This is a genomic window from Halogeometricum sp. S1BR25-6 (genome assembly GCF_031624495.1).
Taxonomy (GTDB): Archaea; Halobacteriota; Halobacteria; order Halobacteriales; family Haloferacaceae; genus Halogeometricum; species Halogeometricum salsisoli.
Map to the genome: position 1 here is coordinate 482797 of NZ_JAMQOP010000001.1, position 19927 is coordinate 502723.

The following is a 19927-nucleotide window of genomic DNA, read 5'->3' on the forward strand; positions in this document are numbered from 1 at the left end:
GAATCAGCCGTCGCGGCTACTCCTCGATCACCAGTATCTCCGTGTTGCTCCGGCGGTCGACGAACTGGCTGCCCGCGGGCGGTTTCACGTCGACCGCTATCGTTCCGTCCTCCTGATTCGGCCGGAGCGACGCCGAGACGGTGACCGTCGCCGTCCCGTCCGCGCCGCTCTTCGCGTTCGGGACGCCCTCGACGTCCGCCGTCCCGTCGGTCACGACTACCGTCGCCCCCTCGACGGGGTCGCCGTCGGCGTCGACGACGAGGAGCGATAGCTCCCGTTCTCCCGGCGTCACAACGTCGGGCGACGGTTTCACGTCCAACTCGGTCACCGCGAGGCCCTGCACGCCCGACAGCATGTTCAGCATCACGCTCATCGTCGCCACGCCGACGACGAGGGCGACGACCAGTCGGATAGGCAGGCCCTCGATGGCGCGGTCGTCGGCCGCGAACCGCCGGAGTTCCGCGGGGAGAGATTCGTCGAACACGGGGTGGCTGGTCCCCTCTCGGTAGATAAACCTCCGTGCGAGGGTTCAAACGTGAGGGGAGGACCAGACGACCGCGTGAACCCCGACGTACTCGGCCGGCGCGACGGAGCGGACGAATGCGGGCGCGGTCCCCTCGCCCGTCTCGGCCGCCACCGCGCCCGCGACGGCAGCGACGGCGCGCCCGTCGCAGTCGACCTCGACCGCCCGCACGCCGCCCTCGTGGTCGGCAAACGGGGCTACGGCAAGTCGTACACGCTCGGCGTCCTCGCGGAAGGGGCGGCGCGCGCCTCGGGTCTCGCGCCCGTCGTCGTCGACCCGATGGGCGTCTTCGACGGCCTCGCCGAGGGCGACGACTTCGACGCGCGGGTCGTCCGGTCCCCGACCGTCCGCGCGGACGCGGTCCCGCCGTCGGAGTGGCCCGCGCTCGTGGGTTCGGCCCCCGACTCGCCGGTCGGGTCGCTGGTGTGGCGCGCCGCGAGCGACTCCGAGACGCTGGCGGAGATGCGCGCGTTCGCCGCGGTCCCCGCCGAGTCCTCGCGCGTCGCTCCGGAGACGGCCCGCGCGGCGCGAAACCGACTCCGGCGAGCGTCGTCGTGGGGCGTGTTCGACCCCGAGGGACTGGACGCCGCGGCCCTCTGCGGGGCCGAGGCGACCGTGCTGGACTGCTCCGGTCTCGACCCCGCGCCGGCGAACGCCGTCGTCCACGCCGTCGGACGAGCGCTGTACGACGCCCGCCTCCGCGGGTCGGCCGCTCGCTTGCCGTGGCTCTTCCTCGACGAGGCACACGTCTTCTTCGACGGTCTCGCCGCGCCTGCTCTCCGCGCGATACTGACTCGCGGGCGCGCGCCGGGCGTCTCCCTCGTCGCGGCGACGCAGCGACCGAGTGCGCTCCCCGAGGTGGCCCTCTCGCAGTCGGACCTCAGAGTCGTCCACCGGCTCACCGCCGGGCCGGACGTGCGGGCGCTGACCGCCGCCGAACCCACGTACCTCCGCGCCGGCGTCGAGGCGCGGATGCCGACCCGGCCGGGGGAAGCGCTCGTCGTCGACGACGCGGCGGAAGCGGCGTACGACGTTCGTATCCGCGAGCGAGACACGCCGCACGGCGGGGATAGTCCGCGGGCAAGCGAGGTCGAACGCGCCGACCCGGCGACCGACGCGGCCGCAACCGAAACCGCCGAGTAGTCCGACGGCGACCGATAATCGATGGCGAACAGGGGAGACCCCCTCCTCGTCGCCGCCGGCGGGTTCGTCGGCGCGGCACTGAGATACGGTGTCGACGCCTCGCTACCGGGCGTCGGCGGGACGCTGGCGGCGAACGTCCTCGGGAGCTTCCTGCTCGGCGTTCTGCTCGCCGCCGTCCGCCGTCCGCGAGTGCGCGTCCTCCTCGGTACGGGACTGCTCTCCTCGTTCACGACCTACAGCACGTTCGCCGTGCAGACGGCGTCGCTCGGGCCGGCGTGGGGGCTGGCGAACGTCGGCGTCACCTACGTGCTCGGCTTCGCCGCGGCCGTCGCCGGCCTCTCGGCGGGAGGGCGGCTCCGGTGACGGCGCTCTCGCACCTCGCCGCGCTCCCGACCCCGGTTCTCGTCGGTCTCGGCGGTACGCTCGGTGCCCTCTCACGGTACGCCGTCGACGTCGGCCTCTCGGACGGCCGTCGGAGCACCCTCGCGGTGAACGTCCTCGGGAGCGCCGCCCTCGGGGCTCTCGTCGCGTCGTCCCTCCCGACGGCGGCCGAGACGGTGTTCGGAACGGGCTTTTGCGGCGCGTTCACCACGTTCTCCTCGTTCGCGGTGACCGTCGTCGAGGACGCCGGCGACGGGAATCGGCGGGCGGCCGCCGGCTACGCGGCGGGGACGCTCCTCGCCGCCCTCCTCGGCGTCGCTCTCGGCGGTGCGCTGGTGGGACTCGTGTAGTCGGTCGAGATGCTGACGCTCGGCGATAAAACGCCTCGCTGAGGAAGTAGAGTCGGGAGAACGCCCGGAGCGGGATTTGAACCCGCGTCACGACCGTGACAGGGTCGTATGATGGGCCACTACACCATCCGGGCAGGCGTACTTAGAGCAATCAGCGCCCGGAGCGGGATTTGAACCCGCGTCACGACCGTGACAGGGTCGTATGATGGGCCACTACACCATCCGGGCCTGCTCTACTCTTTCGTTGCCCCGTTCACTAATTAAGACTTATCATATACGCTCCGCGTGGTAGCCCCTACCGCGTGACGCGGTACTGTTCGCCGGACGGCGGTGGGACGGTCGCGCGCCCGGTCTCTCCGCTCCGGTTCCGGTTCTCGCGGCGGTGAGTGTCGCGGTCGCCGGAAGGCATTTATCGGCTTCTTGCGTTGTCGGGTGCAACGCGAGTGCCGTCGCGCCGCCCGCGAACACTTCACGCGCCGACCGTCGATGGACGCGGTCGGCCCCGCACGCGGGCGGAAACGGGGCGACGGGACTGCTCGTGGCGAAGAGCGACGCTTCTCGAACCCAGTTGACAAGGGTTAAATGGATGCCTCCCGAACGAGCCTGTAGTATCTCGTGAGAACTTCTTCCCCCACCCATACATGGTAGACGTAAGCCAACACAAACTCGTTCCAGAGCACACACTCCTCGAGGAGGAGGAGGTCGAGGAGGTGCTGGAAGAGTACGACGTGAAGCGTACGGACCTTCCGAAAATAAAGCGGACCGACCCGGCGGCGCCCGACGGCGTGGAGACGGGTGACGTGGTGAAGATCGTCCGCGACTCCCGGACCACGGACAAAGCAGTCACATACCGACTGGTGATCGAATGAATCGACAGGACCGACGCGCGGTATCGCGACAGTACTTCTCGCAGGAACGCCTCGCAGAGCACCACTTCCGGTCGTTCAACAACTTCCTCGAACGCGGCATGCAGGAAGTCGTGACCGAGAAGGAGACCATCGACACGGACATCGGCGACAAGGAGGGCGAGGAACCCGTCTTCGTCGAACTCGGGGACATCCGCGTCGAGACGCCGCGCGTCCGCGAGGCCGACGGGAGCGAGGAACTCCTGTTCCCGCAGGAGGCGCGCCTCCGCAACATCACCTACGCCGCGCCGGTGTTCATGGAGATGTCCATCGTCCGCGGCGGCGAGGAGGAAGAGGAAGTCGTCGTCGACACGACGGAGACGAAGGTGGGTCGGATGCCCATCATGGTCGGCTCCTCGAAGTGTAACATCAGCAACCTCACCGACGAGGAACTCGTCGAAATCGGCGAGGACCCCGTCGACCCCGGCGGCTACTTCATCGTCAACGGCTCCGAGCGGGTGCTGATGACGTCCGAGGACCTCGCGCCCAACAAGATTCTCGCCGAGTACGACACGAAGTACGGCGACGAGATTCAGGTGGCGAAGACGTTCTCGCAGCGCCGGGGCTACCGCGCGCTCGTCCTCTGCGAACGGAACCGCGAGGGCATCCTCGAAGTGTCGTTCCCCTCCGTCTCGGGCAGCGTCGAGTTCGTCACGCTCGTCCGCGCCCTCGGACTCGAATCCGACGAGGAGATCGTCCACCGGGTCAGCGACGACCCGGAGATTGTCAAGTTCATGCTGGAGAACTTGGAGGAGGCCGAGGTGCAGACCGAGGCCGAGGCCATCGAGACGCTCGGAAAGCGCGTCGCCAGCGGACAGGGCAAGAACTACCAGCTCAAGCGGGCGAACTACGTCATCGACCGCTACCTCCTGCCGCACCTCCACGAGGACGGCGTCGAGGAGGAGGACGTGCGCATCAACAAGGCGTTCTACCTCTGCCGCATGGCCGAGGCGTGCTTCGAACTCGCCCTCCAGCGCCGCGATTCGGACGACAAGGACCACTACGCCAACAAGCGCCTCAAGGTGTCGGGCGACCTGATGAAGGACCTGTTTCGGACGGCGCTGAACAAGCTGGCGCGTGACGTGAAGTATCAGCTCGAACGCGCGAACATGCGGAACCGTCAGCTGACGGTCAACACCGTCGTCCGCTCCGACGTGCTGACCGAGCGCCTCGAACACCCCATCGCCACGGGCAACTGGGTGGGCGGTCGCTCGGGCGTCTCGCAGTTGGTCGACCGGACCGACTACATGGGAGTTCTCTCTCACCTGCGCCGCCTCCGCAGTCCGCTCTCGCGGAGCCAGCCGCACTTCGAGGCCCGCGACCTGCACGCGACCCAGTGGGGTCGCATCTGCCCCTCCGAAACGCCGGAGGGACCGAACTGCGGGCTCGTGAAGAACTTCGCGCAGGCGATGGAGCTCTCGCAGAACATCGAGGACGAACAGGGACTCAAACGGGAACTGGCGTCGATGGGGGTCGAGGGCATCCCCGGCATCGAGGGACCGAACCCCACGAACACGCCCGCGGACGACTAATACATGGCTCAGACACAGCAACGCGAAGCGAAGGTGTACGTCAACGGAAGCCTGGTCGGGACGCACCCCGACCCCGAACAGCTCGCAAACCAGATTCGAGAAGCCCGCCGCCGCGGCGACGTGAGCGAGATGGTGAACGTCTCCGTGAAGGGGCGCACCCGCGAGGTCATCATCAACGCCGACGCCGGCCGCGCCCGGCGTCCCCTCATCGTCGTCGAGGACGGGGAACCGCTCCTCACCGACGAGGAGATAGAGGCGGTCAAGAACGACGAGGTGTCGTTCGAGGACCTCGTCGAACGCGGCTACGTCGAGTTCATCGACGCCGAGGAGGAAGAGGACATCTACGTCGCCGTCGACGAGACGGACCTCAACGACGAGCACACGCACCTCGAAATCGACCCGCAACTCATCTTCGGTATCGGCGCCGGGATGATCCCGTACCCCGAACACAACGCCAGCCCGCGCATCACCATGGGCGCGGGGATGATGAAGCAGTCGCTCGGGCTGCCGTCGGCGAACTACCGCATCCGTCCGGACACGCGTCAGCACCTGCTGCACTACCCGCAGCTCTCGATGGTGAAGACGCAGACGACCGAACAGATCGGGTTCGACGAGCGGCCCGCGGCACAGAACTTCACCGTCGCGGTGATGAGCTACGAGGGGTTCAACATCGAGGACGCCCTCGTCATGAACAAAGGCTCCGTCGACCGCGCGATGGCCCGCTCGCACTTCTTCCGGACCTACGAGGGCGAGGAGCGCCGCTACCCCGGCGGACAGGAGGACCGCTTCGAGGTTCCCAGCCAGGACGTGCGCGGCGCCCGCGGTGAGGACGCGTACACGCACCTCGACGAGGACGGACTCGTCAACCCCGAGACGGTCGTCGACGAGAACAGCGTGCTCCTCGGGAAGACTTCGCCCCCCCGATTCCTCGAAGAGCCGGACGACATGGGCGGCCTCTCGCCGCAGAAGCGCCGCGAGACGTCCGTCACGATGCGCTCGGGCGAGTCGGGCGTCGTCGACACGGTGACGCTGATGGAGGGCGAGGACGGCTCCAAGCTTGCGAAGGTCTCCGTTCGGGACCAGCGCGTCCCCGAACTCGGCGACAAGTTCGCCTCCCGCCACGGCCAGAAGGGCGTCGTCGGCCACCTCGCGCCGCAGGAGGACATGCCCTTCACCGCCGACGGCGTCGTCCCCGACCTGGTGCTCAACCCGCACGCGCTGCCGTCGCGCATGACGGTCGGCCACGTGCTGGAGATGCTCGGCGGGAAGGTCGGAGCGCTCGAAGGCCGCCGCGTCGACGGCACCGCCTTCCAGGGCGAGGACGAGGAGGAACTCCGCGGTGCGCTCGAAGACCACGGATTCGAGTCCTCCGGCAAGGAGGTCATGTACTCCGGCGTCACCGGCGAGAAGATCGAGGCCGAGATATTCGTCGGCATCATCTTCTACCACAAGCTGTACCACATGGTGAGCAACAAACTGCACGCCCGCTCCCGCGGGCCGGTGCAGGTGCTCACCCGCCAACCCACCGAGGGTCGCGCCCGCGAGGGTGGGCTTCGGCTGGGCGAGATGGAGCGCGACACCGTCATCGGGCACGGCGCCGCGATGGTTCTACAGGAGCGCCTGCTCGACTCCTCCGACAAGGAGACGGTGTACGTCTCCGCAGACACCGGGATGGTCGCCGTCGAGGACCGCGACCAGCGCCGCATCTACGACCCCGTCACCGGCGACGAGGACAACATCCACGAGATAGAGATCAGCTACGCGTTCAAGCTACTGCTGGACGAGATGATAGCGCTCGGCATCCGACCGCGCCTGAACCTCGAGGACGCAGTCTAACCCCACAACAATGTCAATGCAGACACCGAAGGAGATCGGAGCCATCCAGTTCGGGCTGATGGACCCGGAGACGTACCGAGATATGTCCGCGACGAAGGTCATCACCGCGGACACCTACGACGACGACGGCTATCCCATCGACATGGGGCTGATGGACCCCCGCCTCGGCGTCATCGACCCCGGCCTGGAGTGCCGAACCTGCGGTTCGCACTCGGGGTCGTGCAACGGGCACTTCGGCCACATCGAACTGGCCGCACCCGTCATCCACGTCGGTTTCACGAAGCTCATCCGCCGGCTCCTGCGCTCGACGTGTCGGGAGTGCGGCCGCCTCTCGTTGACCGACGAGGAGTCCGAAGAGTTCCGCAACGGTCTCACTCGTACAGAAGAACTCGGCGACGACTGGACGGACGTGCTGAAGGCGGCGGTCCGGCAGGCGCGGAAGGCCAAGCGCTGCCCGCACTGCGGCGCCCCCCAGCACGACATCAAACACGAGAAGCCGACCACCTACTACGAGGTGCAGGACGTGCTCGCGGGCGACTTCTCCGAGCGCATCGCCTCGGCGATGCAACCCGACGAGGACGAGGAGGACGACGCCGGTATCGCGCCCGCGACGCTCGCCGACGAGACGGGCATCGCGCTCCAGCGCGTCAACCAGATTCTTTCGGGCGAGTTCCGACCGGTCGGAGACGACCGCAAGAAACTCGAGAAGGCGCTGGACGTCGACCTGACCGAGGAGGACATGAACAAGCTGATGCCCTCGGACATCCGCGACTGGTTCGAGGACATCCCGGACGAGGACATCGTCACGCTCGGAGTCGACCCGTCCCGCGCGCGCCCCGAGTGGATGATACTCACCGTCCTGCCGGTGCCGCCGGTGACGGCCCGTCCCTCCATCACGCTGGACAACGGCCAGCGCTCCGAGGACGACCTGACTCACAAGCTGGTCGACATCATCCGCATCAACCAGCGGTTCATGGAGAACCGCGAGGCCGGCGCTCCCCAACTCATCATCGAGGACCTCTGGGAACTGCTGCAGTACCACGTCACCACCTTCATCGACAACGAGATTTCGGGCACGCCGCCCGCGCGGCACCGCTCCGGCCGCCCGCTGAAGACGCTCAGCCAGCGGCTGAAGGGTAAGGAGGGCCGCTTCCGCGGCTCTCTCTCCGGGAAGCGCGTGAATTTCTCCGCGCGAACCGTCATCTCGCCGGACCCGACGCTCTCCTTGAACGAGGTGGGCGTCCCCGAACGCGTCGCCCGCGAGATGACGCAGACGATGAACGTCACCCAGCGGAACCTCGACAACGCCCAGCAGTTCGTGCGTCACGGCCCCGAGGGTCACCCCGGCGCCAACTACGTCAAGCGACCGGACGGCCGCCGCCTGAAGGTCACGGAGAAGAACTGCGAGGAACTCGCCGAGAAGGTTGAGGCCGGGTGGGAAGTCAACCGCCACCTCATCGACGGCGACATCATCATCTTCAACCGGCAGCCGTCGCTGCACCGGATGTCCATCATGGCCCACGAGGTGGTCGTGATGCCGTACAAGACGTTCCGCCTCAACACGGTCGTCTGTCCCCCGTACAACGCCGACTTCGACGGGGACGAGATGAACATGCACGCCCTCCAGACGGAGGAGGCCCGCGCCGAAGCGCGCGTCCTCATGCGCGTGCAGGAGCAGATTCTCAGCCCGCGCTTCGGGCAGAACATCATCGGCGCGATTCAGGACCACATCTCCGGGACGTACCTGCTGACGAACGGCAACCCGCACTTCTCGGAGACGCAGGCGCTCGACCTGCTCCGCGCGACGAGCATCGACACGCTCCCCGAGGCCGCGGGCGAGGAGGAGGACGGCCGGCCGTACTGGACCGGTCGACAGCTGTTCAGCGAACTCCTCCCCGACGACCTGAACCTCGAGTTCACCTCCTCGACGGGCGACGCCGTCGTCATCGAGGACGGCCAACTCGTCGAGGGGACCATCGACGAGGACGCCGTCGGCGCGTTCGGCGGGGAAGTCGTCGACACGCTGGCGAAGGTGTACTCGAAGACGCGAGCGCGCGTGTTCATCAACGAGGTCGCCTCGCTGGCGATGCGCGCCATCATGCACTTCGGCTTCTCCATCGGCATCGACGACGAGTCGATTCCGGGCGAGGCCAACGAACAGGTCGACGAGGCCATCCAGAGCGCCTACGACCGCGTGCAGGAGCTCATCGACATCTACGAGGCCGGCGACCTGGAGTCGCTGCCGGGCCGTACCGTCGACGAGACGCTGGAGATGAAGATCATGCAGCAACTCGGCAAGGCGCGCGACTCGGCCGGCGAAATCGCCGACGACCACTTCACCGACGACAACCCGGCGGTCGTCATGGCCCGGTCCGGGGCGCGCGGGTCGATGCTGAACCTCACCCAGATGGCCGGCTGCGTCGGGCAGCAGGCCGTTCGCGGCGAGCGAATCAACCGCGGCTACGAGGGCCGCACCCTCAGCCACTACCAGCCGGAAGACCTCTCCGCCGAGGCGCACGGCTTCGTGGAGAACTCCTACCGCGGCGGGTTGACGCCGACGGAGTTCTTCTTCCACGCGATGGGTGGTCGGGAAGGGCTGGTCGACACGGCCGTCCGGACGTCGAAGTCCGGGTACCTGCAGCGCCGGCTCATCAACGCCCTGACCGAACTGGAGGCGCAGTACGACGGCACTGTCCGCGACACCTCGGGCACCATCGTGCAGTTCGAGTTCGGCGAGGACGGTACCTCGCCGGTGAAGGTGTCCTCGAACGAGAAGGACGGTATCGACGTCGAGAACATCGCGGACCGCGTCCTCGACTCCGAGTTCGCCTCCCAGGAGGAGAAAGACCAGTTCCTCGGCCGCCGCGAACCGCCGACGAACCTCTCGGAGTACGCCGGTCCGGGGCTCGACAAGGCGCAGAGCCCGGAGGTGCAGTCGGATGACTGAGTACGAACACGTCAGCGAGGACGTCGAGGCGCTGGTCGAGGACCGCGACATCCCGCGACGGCTGAAGCTCGACATCTACGACACTATCGAGAAGCGCGAGGGCGTCTCGCCCGACCGCGCCGACGAGATCGCGCAGGCCGTCGAGGCGCGCTACCTCGACACCCGCGTCGACCCGCTGGACCCCGTCGGCACCGTCTCCGCGCAGTCCATCGGGGAACCGGGGACGCAGATGACGATGAACACGTTCCACTACGCGGGCGTCGCCGAAATCGACGTCACGCAGGGGCTGCCGCGCCTCATCGAACTGGTGGACGCACGGAAGACGCCCGACACGCCGATGATGACCGTCTTCCTCAAAGGCGAGTACGCGACCGAACGCGAACGCGCCCACGAGGTCGTGTGGTCGATGGAGGCGACGAAGATACTCGCGCTCGGCGACGTGTCGACGAACGTGGCCGACATGGTCGTCCGCATCGACCTGAACGAGGAGACGCTCCTGGAGCGGTGGCCGACGGTGGACAACGTCGACACCATCGCCCAGGAGGTGTCCGAGACCATCGAGGACGCTCTCGGCGTCGCCACGCAGCGCTCGGGCACCGTCGTGGAGTTCGGCCCCGAATCGCCGAGTTACCGGCGCCTCCTCCAGTTGGTCGAAGAACTGCGCGACATCGTCTTCAAGGGCATCGAGGAGGTCACCCGCGTCGTCATCCGCAAGGAGGACAACGAGGAGACCGACGGCGAGGAGTTCGTCCTCTACACCGAGGGGTCGGCGTTCGGCGACGTACTCGCCATCGAGGGCGTCGACGCCTCGCGCACGACGAGTAACAACATCCACGAGATATACCGCAACCTGGGGGTCGAGGCGGCCCGCGAGTCGATCATCGACGAGACGATGAACACCCTGCGCGAGCAGGGTCTCGACGACGTGAACGTCCGGCACCTGATGCTCGTCGCGGACATCATGACGAACCGCGGCGAAATCGAGTCCATCGGTCGGCACGGCATCTCCGGGTCGAAGGACTCCGTGCTCGCCCGCGCGGCGTTCGAGGTGACGGTGAACCACCTGCTCGACGCCGCCGTCCACGGCGAGGAGGACGACCTCAACGGCATCATCGAGAACGTCATCGTCGGGAAGCCCATCGCAACCGGTACCGGCGACGTGGACCTGCGGATGGGGTCCATCGAAGCGCCGACCGAGACGGACGCGCCCGCGCCGGAGCCGTCGGACGACTGACGGATGACGGTCACGCTGTCGGACACGGCGCGGCAGTTCATCGCCCTCTTCGAGGACGAGACGGACGCGGTCGCACGCGACTGTCTCGTCCTTGAGGACCGCGTGGTCATCCTCGTCGCCGCGGGGCAGATGGGACAGGCCATCGGTCCCCGGGGACAGCACGTCCACGCCGTCGAGGAGAAACTCGGTCGTTCGGTCGAACTCATCGAGGACGCCGACACCACGGAGGCGTTCGTCGCGAGCACGCTCGCGCCCGCCGCCGTCCGGCACGTGACCGTCTCCGAGCAGAACGACCGGGTCGCGTACGTCGAAGTCGCCGACGAGGACCGCGGCGTCGCCATCGGTAAGGACGGAAAGAACATCGAGACGGCCCGGACCCTCGCCGAACGGCACCACGACATCGACGACATCCAGTTGACGTGAGGTAGCGCGGCGCCGGCGCCGCGGCCCCGACGCACTTCCCTTCGGCCCTCGAACCGACGAGCGACCGCAATGTTCGCCGCTCCGCTCGACCAGGTCGCGACGTTCGCCTCGGAACTCGACCCCGCCGTGAGGCGGGCCGCCGCCGCCGTCACCGCCTTCCTCGCCGTCTCGCTCGTCGGTCGCTTCCTCGTCGTCCCGGCCGCCGTCCGCGTCGTGCGCCGCCGGAACCGCGAGAACCCGACAGTGCAGGAGGCGACCGACCTCTACCTGCGAATCGCCGTCCTCGTCGCCGCCGTCGTCGCCGCCGTCCTCGCGGCGGGGTACGGGCGGGTGCTGACGCGCTCCGCGCTCGTCGTCGCGGCGGCGACGCTGGTCATCGGCGTCGCCGGGCAGGAGGTGGTCGGTAACCTCGTCAGCGGGATGTTCCTCGTCACCGACCCCAACTTCAACGTCGACGACTACATCGAGTGGAACGAGCGGGCGGGCACCGTCGAGGCCATCGGGTTCAGAACGACGCGCGTCCGAACCGCCGACAACCGCGAGGTGACCGTCCCGAACACGGAACTCGCAGCTAACCCCGTCGACAGACCGTACAGCCGCAGCCGCGTGCGCGAGACGGTTCGGCTCCCGTTCGACTACGACGCCGACGTCGACCGGATCGAGGCGGCGCTCGTTCCAGTCCTCGCGGAGATGGACGACATCCGCGAGGAGCCGGCGCCGTCGGCCACCGTCGACGAGTTCGACGCCTCGGCCGTCTGGGTGGCCGTCGTCTACTGGGTGGCGAACCCGATGGAGACGGACGTCCCGACGGTGAACGCGGACGCGATGGGGCGGATAAAGACCGTCTGCGACGAGGAGGGGTTCCCGCTCGGTCCGCCCGGTTACCAGCACCTCTCGGGCGCCGTCTCGGTTGCGGACGCCCGCGAGTGACCGGGCGGCGCGCGGAGACGGCCTCTCAGAACCGTTCGACTCCTGCGCGGTCCGCAGAAGGCGTAACTTCGAACGCAAAACGGCCTCAGAATCGTCCTTAGGGGGTGCTAACCCGACCTGCGGCCGTTTCGCCGGATTCGAAAAGGGAGGCTTAAGTAGCTCCGTCGGGAAGTCCGTGTTACTATGGCGAACGGCAAATACGCCGCGCGCAAACTCAAACAGGACCGGCAGAAGCGACGCTGGTCCGACTCCGAGTACGCGCGCCGCGAACGCGGTCTCCGCAAGAAGTCCGACCCCCTCGAAGGCGCCCCGCAGGCTCGGGGTATCGTCCTCGAGAAGGTCGGAATCGAGGCAAAGCAGCCGAACTCGGCCATCCGAAAGTGCGTCCGCGTTCAGCTCATCAAGAACGGGAAGCAGGTCACCGCGTTCTGTCCCGGTGACGGCGCTATCTCCTTCATCGACGAGCACGACGAGGTCACCATCGCCGGTATCGGCGGGGCGAAGGGCCGCGCGATGGGCGACCTCTCGGGCGTCAACTACAAGGTCGAGAAGGTCAACGGCGTGTCGATGATCGAACTGGTTCGCGGTAACGCGGAGAAACCGGTCCGATAATGTCCGAGAGCGACCAACCCGAGCCGGACGCGCCGGCCGACTCCGAGGAAGCGACGGCGAACGCGCAGTTGTTCGGCGTCTGGGACATCGTCGAGATGGAGTACGCCGACCCCTCCACCCAGCGCTACATCAACGTCACGCCCATCGCGCACACGATGGGCCGCCACGCCTCGAAGCAGTTCAAAAAGAGCGAGATCAGCATCGTCGAACGGCTCGTCAACCGACTCATGCAGTCGGACGAGAACACGGGCCAAAAGCAGAAGGCGATAAAGATCGTCCAGGAGGCGTTCGAGCTCGTCCACGACCGGACGGACGAAAACCCGATTCAGGTGCTCGTCACCGCCGTCGAGAACGCCGCTCCCCGCGAGGAGACGGTCCGACTCAAGTACGGTGGCATCTCCGTCCCGCAGGCCGTCGACGTCGCGCCCCAGCGCCGCGTCGACCAGGCGCTGAAGTTCCTCGCCGACGGCACCGCCAGCGGCTCCTACAAGTCCACGACGAGCGCCGCCGAGGCGCTCGCCCAGCAACTCGTCGGCGCGTCGAACTACGACGTGCAGACGTACGCCATCAACCAGAAGGAAGAGCGCGAACGCGTGGCCGAAGCGGCCCGATAAGCCCGGTTCCGTTCTCTCTCGTCTCTCTTCGTCTCCTCTCCGATTTCGAACTGCCGAGCGACGGCCGAGTCGGTCTCTCGAAGACGTCTCCAAGACGAGGCGTCGCCTCAGTCGGCCGCCGCGGACCCGCCGCTCGTCTTCGTCCCGACGGCGTAGGCCCGCGTCACGTCCACGAGCGCCTTCCGGTAGTCGCTCTCGGTGGGGTCGGCCGCCAGCGAGCGGAACCGCCGCTTGAAGGCGGGGAGTTCCACGCTCGGGGCGTCGTCGGCGGCGGCGTGGGCCAAGTCGTAGATGCGGTGGTCGTCGTCGATGAGGTCGTGTCGCTCCACCAGCGCGAGGGCGAACGCGGCGTTGACGGCGGTTATCTCGGGGTCGGCGTCCGCGGTGACGAGTCGGGAGTCGGGCCACGGCGACGGGCCGGGGTTGGCGGCGACGGCGCGCGCGAGTTCGGATTCGAGGAAGTGAACGAGTTTCTCCGCCGGCGCCAACGACAGCGTGATGTCGTCGGCGTAGATGTCCTTCATGTGGTTCGCTATCTGGTAGCAGTGCGCGAGCTTCCTGCGCTCGACGGAGTTCCCGGAGAGCGCGAGGTAGAGCGCCTCCTCGGTCGACTGGACGTGCGAGGCGTGGCGCTCCTCGTTGCGGGCCATGTGAGAGAGTTCGTGGAGGACGAGTTCGCGGGCCATGGCGCTCGTCGCGGCCTGCCGGGAGATGTTCAGGTCGTGTCTGTCGTCGTAGTGGGCCGCCCACGTCCGTTCGTCGGGGTCGTCGCGGACGGAGACGTGAACGGGCTTCTCCAGGTCGTACTCAGTCTCGAAGAGGTCGACGGCGCTGAGAAACGGATCCGGCGGCGCGGACCCGAGCACTCGTATATCCATGCGTATCGGTATCACGGCGTCTGCGACAAAGACTCTTGTGCCGACCGACGGATTCGGTCCCGGCCGCGCGGCGGCCGTCGGGGCGCGACCCGCCGATATCCGGTATCGTGGGAAAAAGAGTCATACCGCGGCGAGAGCGCCGCGCAGCGGCCGTTTCGCCACCGGCAAAACACTACCCTTTTGACCCTCCTACCAGTACGAACCGGTATAATGGGCCGACGAAAGAAAATCGTCCAAGAATGTGAGAAGCTGATGGACAAGCCGGAGCAGATCCGGAACATCGCCATCGCCGCTCACGTCGACCACGGGAAGACCACCCTGACAGACAACCTCCTCGCCGGCGCGGGTATGATCGCCGACGAGGGCGAGGCGACGCGCCTCATGATGGACACCGAGGAGGACGAACAGGAACGCGGTATCACCATCGACGCGGCGAACGTGTCGATGACGCACGAGTACCAGGACAACAACCACCTCATCAACCTCATCGACACGCCGGGCCACGTCGACTTCGGTGGCGACGTGACGCGCGCGATGCGCGCCGTCGACGGCGCACTGGTCGTCGTCGACGCCGTCGAGGGTGCGATGCCGCAGACCGAGACGGTCGTCCGGCAGGCGCTCCGCGAGGGCGTCAAGCCCGCGCTGTTCATCAACAAGGTCGACCGCCTCATCTCCGAACTGCAGGAGGGTCCCGAGGAGATGCAGCAGCGTCTCACCGACGTCATCGGCGACGTCAACGAACTCATCCGCGGGATGACCGAGGACAGAGACGACATCGACGACTGGACCGTCTCCGTCGAGGACGGCACCGTCGCCTTCGGGTCCGCCCTGTACAAGTGGGGCGTCTCGCTCCCGTCGATGCAGGAGACGGGCATGTCGTTCGGCGACATCATCGAACTCGAACAGGACGGCAAGCGGCAGGAACTCCACGAGCGCACGCCCCTGTCGGACGTCGTCCTCGACATGGTCGCCAAGCACTTCCCCAACCCGCTCGACGCCCAGCCCCGTCGTATCCCGCGCGTCTGGCGCGGCGACGACCAAACCGAACTCGCGCGGCAGATGCGCGAGGTCGACGACGACGGCGACGTCGTCTTCATGGTGACCGACATCTCGATGGACCCCCACGCGGGCGAAATCGCGACCGGTCGCCTGTTCTCGGGGACCATCAAGAAGGGTCAAGAGCTGTACGTCTCGGGCACCGCGGGCAAGAACCGCGTACAGTCCGTCGGTATCTTCATGGGCGGCGAACGGGAGGAGTTGGACCGCGGCGTCCCCGCGGGGAACATCGCGGCCGTCACGGGTCTCCGCGACGCCATCGCCGGTTCCACCGTCTCCTCCATCGAGATGACGCCGTTCGAGTCCATCGAGCACATCTCCGAGCCGGTCATCACGAAGTCCGTCGAGGCCAAGAGCATGGACGACCTGCCGAAACTCATCGAGACGCTCCAGCAGGTCGCAAAGGAGGACCCCACCATCCGCGTCGAGATTAACGAGGACACCGGCGAGCACCTCATCAGCGGGCAGGGCGAACTCCACCTCGAGGTCATCACCCAGCGCATCCAGAAGAACCAGGGCATCCCGGTCCAGACCGGTGAGCCCATCGTGGTCTACCGCGAGGCGCCGCAGGACGCCTCCCGCGAGGTCGAGGGCGTCTCTCCGAACCGCCACAACAAGTTCTACATCACCGTCCAACCCCTCTCTGAGGACATCGTCGAGCAGATTCAGCTCGGCGAGGTGTCGATGGACATGCCCGAACTGGAGCGCCGCGAGGCGCTGCAGGAGGCCGGCATGGACAAAGACTCCTCGCAGAACGTCGAGCACATCCACGGGACGAACATCCTCCTCGACGACACGAAGGGTATCCAGCACCTGAACGAGACGATGGAACTCGTCATCGAGGGCCTCGACGAGGCGCTCGACGACGGTCCGCTGGCTGCCGAACCCGTACAGGGCGCGCTGCTGCGCCTGCACGACGCGCGACTCCACGAGGACACCATCCACCGCGGTCCCGCGCAGGTCATCCCCGCGGTCCGCGAGGCCGTCCACCGCGCGCTCATCGACGCCAACATCAAGATGCTCGAACCCATCCAGAACGTCCGCATCGACGTTCCGTCCGAGCACATGGGGTCGGCATCCGGCGAGATTCAGGGTCGACGCGGCCGCGTCGACGACATGTACCAGGAGGGCGACCTCATGGTCATCGAGGGCATCGCGCCCGTCGAAGAGATGATCGGGTTCTCCTCGGACATCCGCTCGGCCACCGAGGGCCGCGCGTCGTGGAACACGGAGAACGCCGGCTTCCGCGTGCTCGCGGACAACCTCCAGCGCGACATCATCATGGAGATCCGAGAGCGCAAGGGAATGAAGCTCGAACTGCCGCAGTCCATCGACCAGTTCTGAGCTGAGAGACGCGACGGCGGCGCGTCCGTCGCCGCGTCACCGCTTCCCCCGCCGTCGGCCCGCTCCGTTTCGTTATCTTTCTCGATAATTAACACTGAGAATACCTGTTCTCGCGCCCCGTCCATTCGGACGTATGCTCACGAGAGTTCTTACGCTCGCGGAGCGCGTCGGGTTCGGGTCGCCCCCCGAGTCCGCCGTGCGGCAGTCGACCTCTGCAGTTCGCGTCGCCGCCAGCGGCCTCGTCGCGCTGACCGGTTTCGTCCTCCTCGTCCCGAACCTCGCGCCGTTCCTCCGCGGCGCGGACGACGGCCTCGTCGTCGCCCTCTCGCTGCTCGGGTCGGCCGTCTCGGCCGGACTCGTCGCCGCCGGCGGCCTGCTGTACCGGAGTCGCTTCAGCGACCGCAACGCCGCCCGTATCGCCGTCTGGAACCTCCTCGGCGTCTCGTCCTCGGAAGCGTCATGGCCGCGCACGCCGCCGCGCAGGGGGTGTTCGCGGGCGGCGTCGACGCCGCGGCGTTCACCGTCGGCAATCTTCTAGCTATTGGCGCGGCCGCGCACGTCATCATCGGCGTCTACGACGCCCGCCGGGTCCGCGCGGAGCAACTCGCGCGACAGCGCCGGCAGACGGCCGTGTTGAACCGCGTCCTCCGGCACAACCTCCGCAACGAGGCGCAGGTGCTCACCGGGCACGCGGACATCGTCGCCGGCGCCGCCGGCGATGACGGAACCCTCGCGCGGTCGGCGGCGGCGCTTCAGCGGAGTTCCGGCGCGGTCAGCAGCCTCGCCGACGGCGCGAAGGCCATCACGCAGGCGCAAGAGCGCGAGGCGTCCGAGTACGTCGAAACCGACCTCTCGGCCGTCGCGCGCGCGCCGCCGACGCCGCCCGCGGGCGCTACCCGGAGGCGACCGTTCGCCTCGACGCCGAGGCCGGCCTCGACGCGACGGTGCTCGGTAGCGCGGGCGTCCGCACGGCGCTGGACGAACTTCTGAAGAACTCAGTGGAACACGGCGGCTCGGCCGTCGACGTGGGGGTCTACGTCTCGCCCGACGCCGTCGAACTCCGCGTGAGCGACGACGGGCCGGGCATCCCGGCCCACGAACGCGACGTGGTCACCGGCGACGCCGAGATAACCTCGCTCACGCACGGCAGCGGCCTCGGCCTGTGGGTCGTCGAAGCCGTCGCCGCCTCGCACGGGGCGACGCTGACGTTCGCCGACCGGGAGGACGGCGGCGCCGTCGTCTCCCTGACGTTCCCGCGGGCGTAGGCGCCCCTCGACGCTTTCTCCTCCCCGCCGGCCGCCCGGACCCGACGCAGTTCGCCCGCTGACGCCGAGCGGTTCGTGCGGTTCACGACCGCACGCTCCCGGTTCCGGGATACCGCTGTTTCCTCATCGGTAACGCAGGACACGCCTCGCGGTCGCGGACGGCGGACAGATTTGCAATCGACGAAGGCTTATAACGCGCGCACCGAGTGCACGATAGTATGCTGACGGGGTCACACCGCCCGGCACGCATCGGTACGGAGCCACAGCGCGATTCCTCCCTGCCGACGACACCGGCGCCGGGTGTCGCGGGGGTGGCGCGATGACGGGCGCCGGGGCCGGGGTCGAACCCGAATCCGAGTCCGAGGCCGCTCCCGAGACTGACGGCGGTGAGCAGCCGAAGCCGCACACGATACGGCTGGAACTCGCCGACGAACCGGGGCAGCTCCTCGACGCGCTCCGCCCCATCTCCGAGAACGGCGGCAACCTCCTCTCCATCTTCCACGAGCGGGGGAACCTCACCCCCCGCGGCCGCATCCCGGTCGAGGTCGACTTGGAGTGTCTGCCCGAGCGGTTCGAGACTATCGTCGACGCCCTCCGCTCGGAGGGGGTGAACGTCATCCAGGCGGGCGCCGAGCACTACGGGGAGACACTGACGGTCCTGCTCGTGGGTCACCTCGTCGATACCGACCTCTCCGATACGCTCCGGCGCATCGAGCAGTGCTCCTCGGCGTCGCTGACGAACGTCTCGCTGAGCGCGCCCGAGGGCCGCGACGACGTGTCGAGCGCCAGCCTCCGGTTGGCGACGCACACGGGTCGGACCGAGGACGCCCTCGAAGTCGTCCGCGACGTGGCCGCGGAGAAGGACCTGCACGTCGTCGAACCGCTCACGGAGGCGGGCCAATGAGCGGCAAGCGCCTCGCCGTCGTCGGCGCCGGCGCCGTGGGCGGGTCGGTGGTCGAACTCGCCCGCGAGTACGGCCACACCGTCACGGCGTTCGCGGACTCGTCTTCGGCCGTCGTCGACGCCGACGGCATCGACGTCGACTCGACGCTCTCGCGCAAGGAGTCGGAGGGTCGCGTCGGGTCGGCCGACCCGGAGGCGGCGCTGGACGCCGAGTACGACGTGCTCGTCGAGGCGACGCCGACGACGCTCGGCGACGCCGAACCGGGCTTCTCGCACCTGCGGACCGCGCTCGAACGCGACCGACACGTCGTGCTGGCGAACAAGGGGCCGGTCGCCGAGCGGTACGCGGACCTGACGGCGCTCGAACGCGAGAGCGCGGGCGAGGTGCGCTTCGAGGCCACCGTCGGCGGCGCCATCCCGGTGCTCTCGACGGTCGAGGACCTCACGCCCGGCCACGTCACCGCCGCGCGCGGCGTTCTCAACGGGACGGCGAACTTCATCCTCTCGCGGATGGCCGCGGAGGGACTCGGCTACGAACACGTCCTCGCGGAGGCGCAAGACCTCGGCGTGGCCGAGGCCGACCCCGCCTTCGACGTCGAGGGGACGGACGCGGCGCTGAAGTGCGTCATCCTCGCGAACGTCCTCGCGGAGGGCGACCGCGAGTACACCCTCGCGGACGCAGACGTGGAGGGCATCCAGAACGTCCCCGGGAGCGCCCTGGAACTCGCCGCGGAGGACGGACAGACGATACGCCTCATCGGCGAGTGCACGCCGGAAGCGGTTCGGGTCAGCCCCCGTCTCGTGCCGCAGAACGCGGCGCTCGCCGTCACCGGCACGCGGAACATCGTTCAGTTGGAGACCGAACACGCCGGTCAGTTGAACATCAGCGGCCGCGGCGCGGGCGGCCCGGAAACGGCCTCGGCGGTGCTGGCCGACGTCGGTCGTCTCGACTAGCAGACCGCCGACTCGCGCGCTCTCTGCGCCGAAACTGACGGGTCGTGACACGCGCTCGCAGTCGTGCGGTGCGCTCGCATAAAACGCGGTACGCGGC

General features: G+C 68.0%; 20 protein-coding genes and 2 tRNA genes. 18 read left to right on the forward strand and 4 right to left on the reverse strand.

Annotated features, from left to right (window positions below; translation table 11 throughout):
- Positions 1-16: 16 nt before the first annotated feature.
- The gene (locus NDI76_RS02495) at positions 17-484 is read right to left on the reverse strand and encodes an Ig-like domain-containing protein (protein ID WP_310922432.1); all 468 of its coding nucleotides are present in this window, start codon (positions 482-484) and stop codon (positions 17-19) included.
- A gap of 75 nt (positions 485-559) precedes the next feature.
- Between NDI76_RS02495 and NDI76_RS02500 the strand changes: the two genes are divergently transcribed.
- Genes NDI76_RS02500 through NDI76_RS02510 form a run of 3 tightly spaced genes read left to right on the forward strand, consistent with a single transcriptional unit; the run spans position 560 to position 2397 of the window.
- The gene (locus tag NDI76_RS02500) at positions 560-1666 is read left to right on the forward strand and encodes an ATP-binding protein (RefSeq protein WP_310923852.1); all 1107 of its coding nucleotides are present in this window, start codon (positions 560-562) and stop codon (positions 1664-1666) included.
- Positions 1667-1687: 21 nt separating this feature from the next.
- Positions 1688-2029: a CrcB family protein gene (locus tag NDI76_RS02505; protein ID WP_310922434.1), complete on the forward strand. Its 342-nt coding sequence runs from the start codon at positions 1688-1690 to the stop codon at positions 2027-2029.
- Entirely contained in the window at positions 2026-2397 is a 372-nt protein-coding gene (locus NDI76_RS02510) for a fluoride efflux transporter FluC (RefSeq protein WP_310922435.1), read from the forward strand. Before NDI76_RS02505 ends, NDI76_RS02510 begins: the two co-directional genes overlap by 4 nt.
- A gap of 61 nt (positions 2398-2458) precedes the next feature.
- Here the strand turns inward: NDI76_RS02510 and NDI76_RS02515 are convergent.
- Both NDI76_RS02515 and NDI76_RS02520 read right to left on the reverse strand, forming a co-directional pair.
- Positions 2459-2531 (reverse strand) — tRNA-Asp (locus NDI76_RS02515).
- 21 nt (positions 2532-2552) lie between these two features.
- A tRNA-Asp gene (locus NDI76_RS02520) sits at positions 2553-2625 on the reverse strand.
- Positions 2626-3038: 413 nt separating this feature from the next.
- Here NDI76_RS02520 and NDI76_RS02525 point away from each other — a divergent pair.
- The 9 genes from NDI76_RS02525 to NDI76_RS02565 all read left to right on the forward strand — a co-directional run bounded on the left by NDI76_RS02525 (position 3039) and on the right by NDI76_RS02565 (position 13430).
- On the forward strand, positions 3039-3266 hold the full coding sequence (locus NDI76_RS02525; protein ID WP_310922436.1) for a DNA-directed RNA polymerase subunit H: 228 nt from the start codon (positions 3039-3041) through the stop codon (positions 3264-3266).
- Positions 3263-4834: a DNA-directed RNA polymerase subunit B'' gene (locus NDI76_RS02530; RefSeq protein ID WP_310922438.1), complete on the forward strand. Its 1572-nt coding sequence runs from the start codon at positions 3263-3265 to the stop codon at positions 4832-4834. Before NDI76_RS02525 ends, NDI76_RS02530 begins: the two co-directional genes overlap by 4 nt.
- Positions 4835-4837: 3 nt before the next feature.
- Positions 4838-6670: a DNA-directed RNA polymerase subunit B gene (gene rpoB / locus NDI76_RS02535; RefSeq protein ID WP_310922439.1), complete on the forward strand. Its 1833-nt coding sequence runs from the start codon at positions 4838-4840 to the stop codon at positions 6668-6670.
- Between the two features lie 16 nt (positions 6671-6686).
- Entirely contained in the window at positions 6687-9617 is a 2931-nt protein-coding gene (locus NDI76_RS02540) for a DNA-directed RNA polymerase subunit A' (RefSeq protein ID WP_310923853.1), read from the forward strand.
- The gene (rpoA2, locus tag NDI76_RS02545; protein WP_310922440.1) at positions 9610-10851 is read left to right on the forward strand and encodes a DNA-directed RNA polymerase subunit A''; all 1242 of its coding nucleotides are present in this window, start codon (positions 9610-9612) and stop codon (positions 10849-10851) included. The genes NDI76_RS02540 and rpoA2 overlap by 8 nt, the downstream gene beginning before the upstream one ends.
- A 3-nt stretch (positions 10852-10854) precedes the next feature.
- Positions 10855-11274, forward strand: a complete 420-nt coding sequence (locus tag NDI76_RS02550) for a NusA-like transcription termination signal-binding factor (protein ID WP_310922441.1) — start codon at positions 10855-10857, stop codon at positions 11272-11274.
- Between the two features lie 69 nt (positions 11275-11343).
- Entirely contained in the window at positions 11344-12204 is an 861-nt protein-coding gene (locus NDI76_RS02555) for a mechanosensitive ion channel family protein (RefSeq protein WP_310922442.1), read from the forward strand.
- Positions 12205-12387: 183 nt separating this feature from the next.
- Positions 12388-12816 carry a 30S ribosomal protein S12 gene (locus NDI76_RS02560; RefSeq protein WP_008386999.1) on the forward strand — a complete coding sequence of 143 codons (429 nt, stop codon included), beginning with the start codon at positions 12388-12390 and terminating at the stop codon, positions 12814-12816.
- Positions 12816-13430, forward strand: a complete 615-nt coding sequence (locus NDI76_RS02565) for a 30S ribosomal protein S7 (protein ID WP_310922444.1) — start codon at positions 12816-12818, stop codon at positions 13428-13430. Before NDI76_RS02560 ends, NDI76_RS02565 begins: the two co-directional genes overlap by 1 nt.
- A 107-nt stretch (positions 13431-13537) precedes the next feature.
- Here NDI76_RS02565 and NDI76_RS02570 read toward each other — a convergent pair whose 3' ends face one another.
- The gene (locus NDI76_RS02570) at positions 13538-14308 is read right to left on the reverse strand and encodes a DUF5781 family protein (RefSeq protein ID WP_310922445.1); all 771 of its coding nucleotides are present in this window, start codon (positions 14306-14308) and stop codon (positions 13538-13540) included.
- Between the two features lie 210 nt (positions 14309-14518).
- Between NDI76_RS02570 and NDI76_RS02575 the strand changes: the two genes are divergently transcribed.
- The 6 genes from NDI76_RS02575 to NDI76_RS02600 all read left to right on the forward strand — a co-directional run bounded on the left by NDI76_RS02575 (position 14519) and on the right by NDI76_RS02600 (position 19830).
- On the forward strand, positions 14519-16708 hold the full coding sequence (locus NDI76_RS02575; RefSeq protein WP_310922446.1) for an elongation factor EF-2: 2190 nt from the start codon (positions 14519-14521) through the stop codon (positions 16706-16708).
- A 133-nt stretch (positions 16709-16841) separates the two neighbouring features.
- The gene (locus tag NDI76_RS02580) at positions 16842-17246 is read left to right on the forward strand and encodes a hypothetical protein (protein WP_310922447.1); all 405 of its coding nucleotides are present in this window, start codon (positions 16842-16844) and stop codon (positions 17244-17246) included.
- Positions 17168-17698, forward strand: a complete 531-nt coding sequence (locus NDI76_RS02585; RefSeq protein ID WP_310922448.1) for a hypothetical protein — start codon at positions 17168-17170, stop codon at positions 17696-17698. Before NDI76_RS02580 ends, NDI76_RS02585 begins: the two co-directional genes overlap by 79 nt.
- Positions 17653-17973, forward strand: a complete 321-nt coding sequence (locus NDI76_RS02590) for a sensor histidine kinase (protein WP_310922449.1) — start codon at positions 17653-17655, stop codon at positions 17971-17973. The genes NDI76_RS02585 and NDI76_RS02590 overlap by 46 nt, the downstream gene beginning before the upstream one ends.
- 319 nt (positions 17974-18292) lie before the next feature.
- Positions 18293-18877 (forward strand): amino acid-binding protein, encoded by a 585-nt coding sequence (locus tag NDI76_RS02595; protein WP_310922450.1) that lies wholly within the window; start codon positions 18293-18295, stop codon positions 18875-18877.
- On the forward strand, positions 18874-19830 hold the full coding sequence (locus NDI76_RS02600) for a homoserine dehydrogenase (protein ID WP_310922451.1): 957 nt from the start codon (positions 18874-18876) through the stop codon (positions 19828-19830). Before NDI76_RS02595 ends, NDI76_RS02600 begins: the two co-directional genes overlap by 4 nt.
- Positions 19831-19927: the final 97 nt, after the last annotated feature.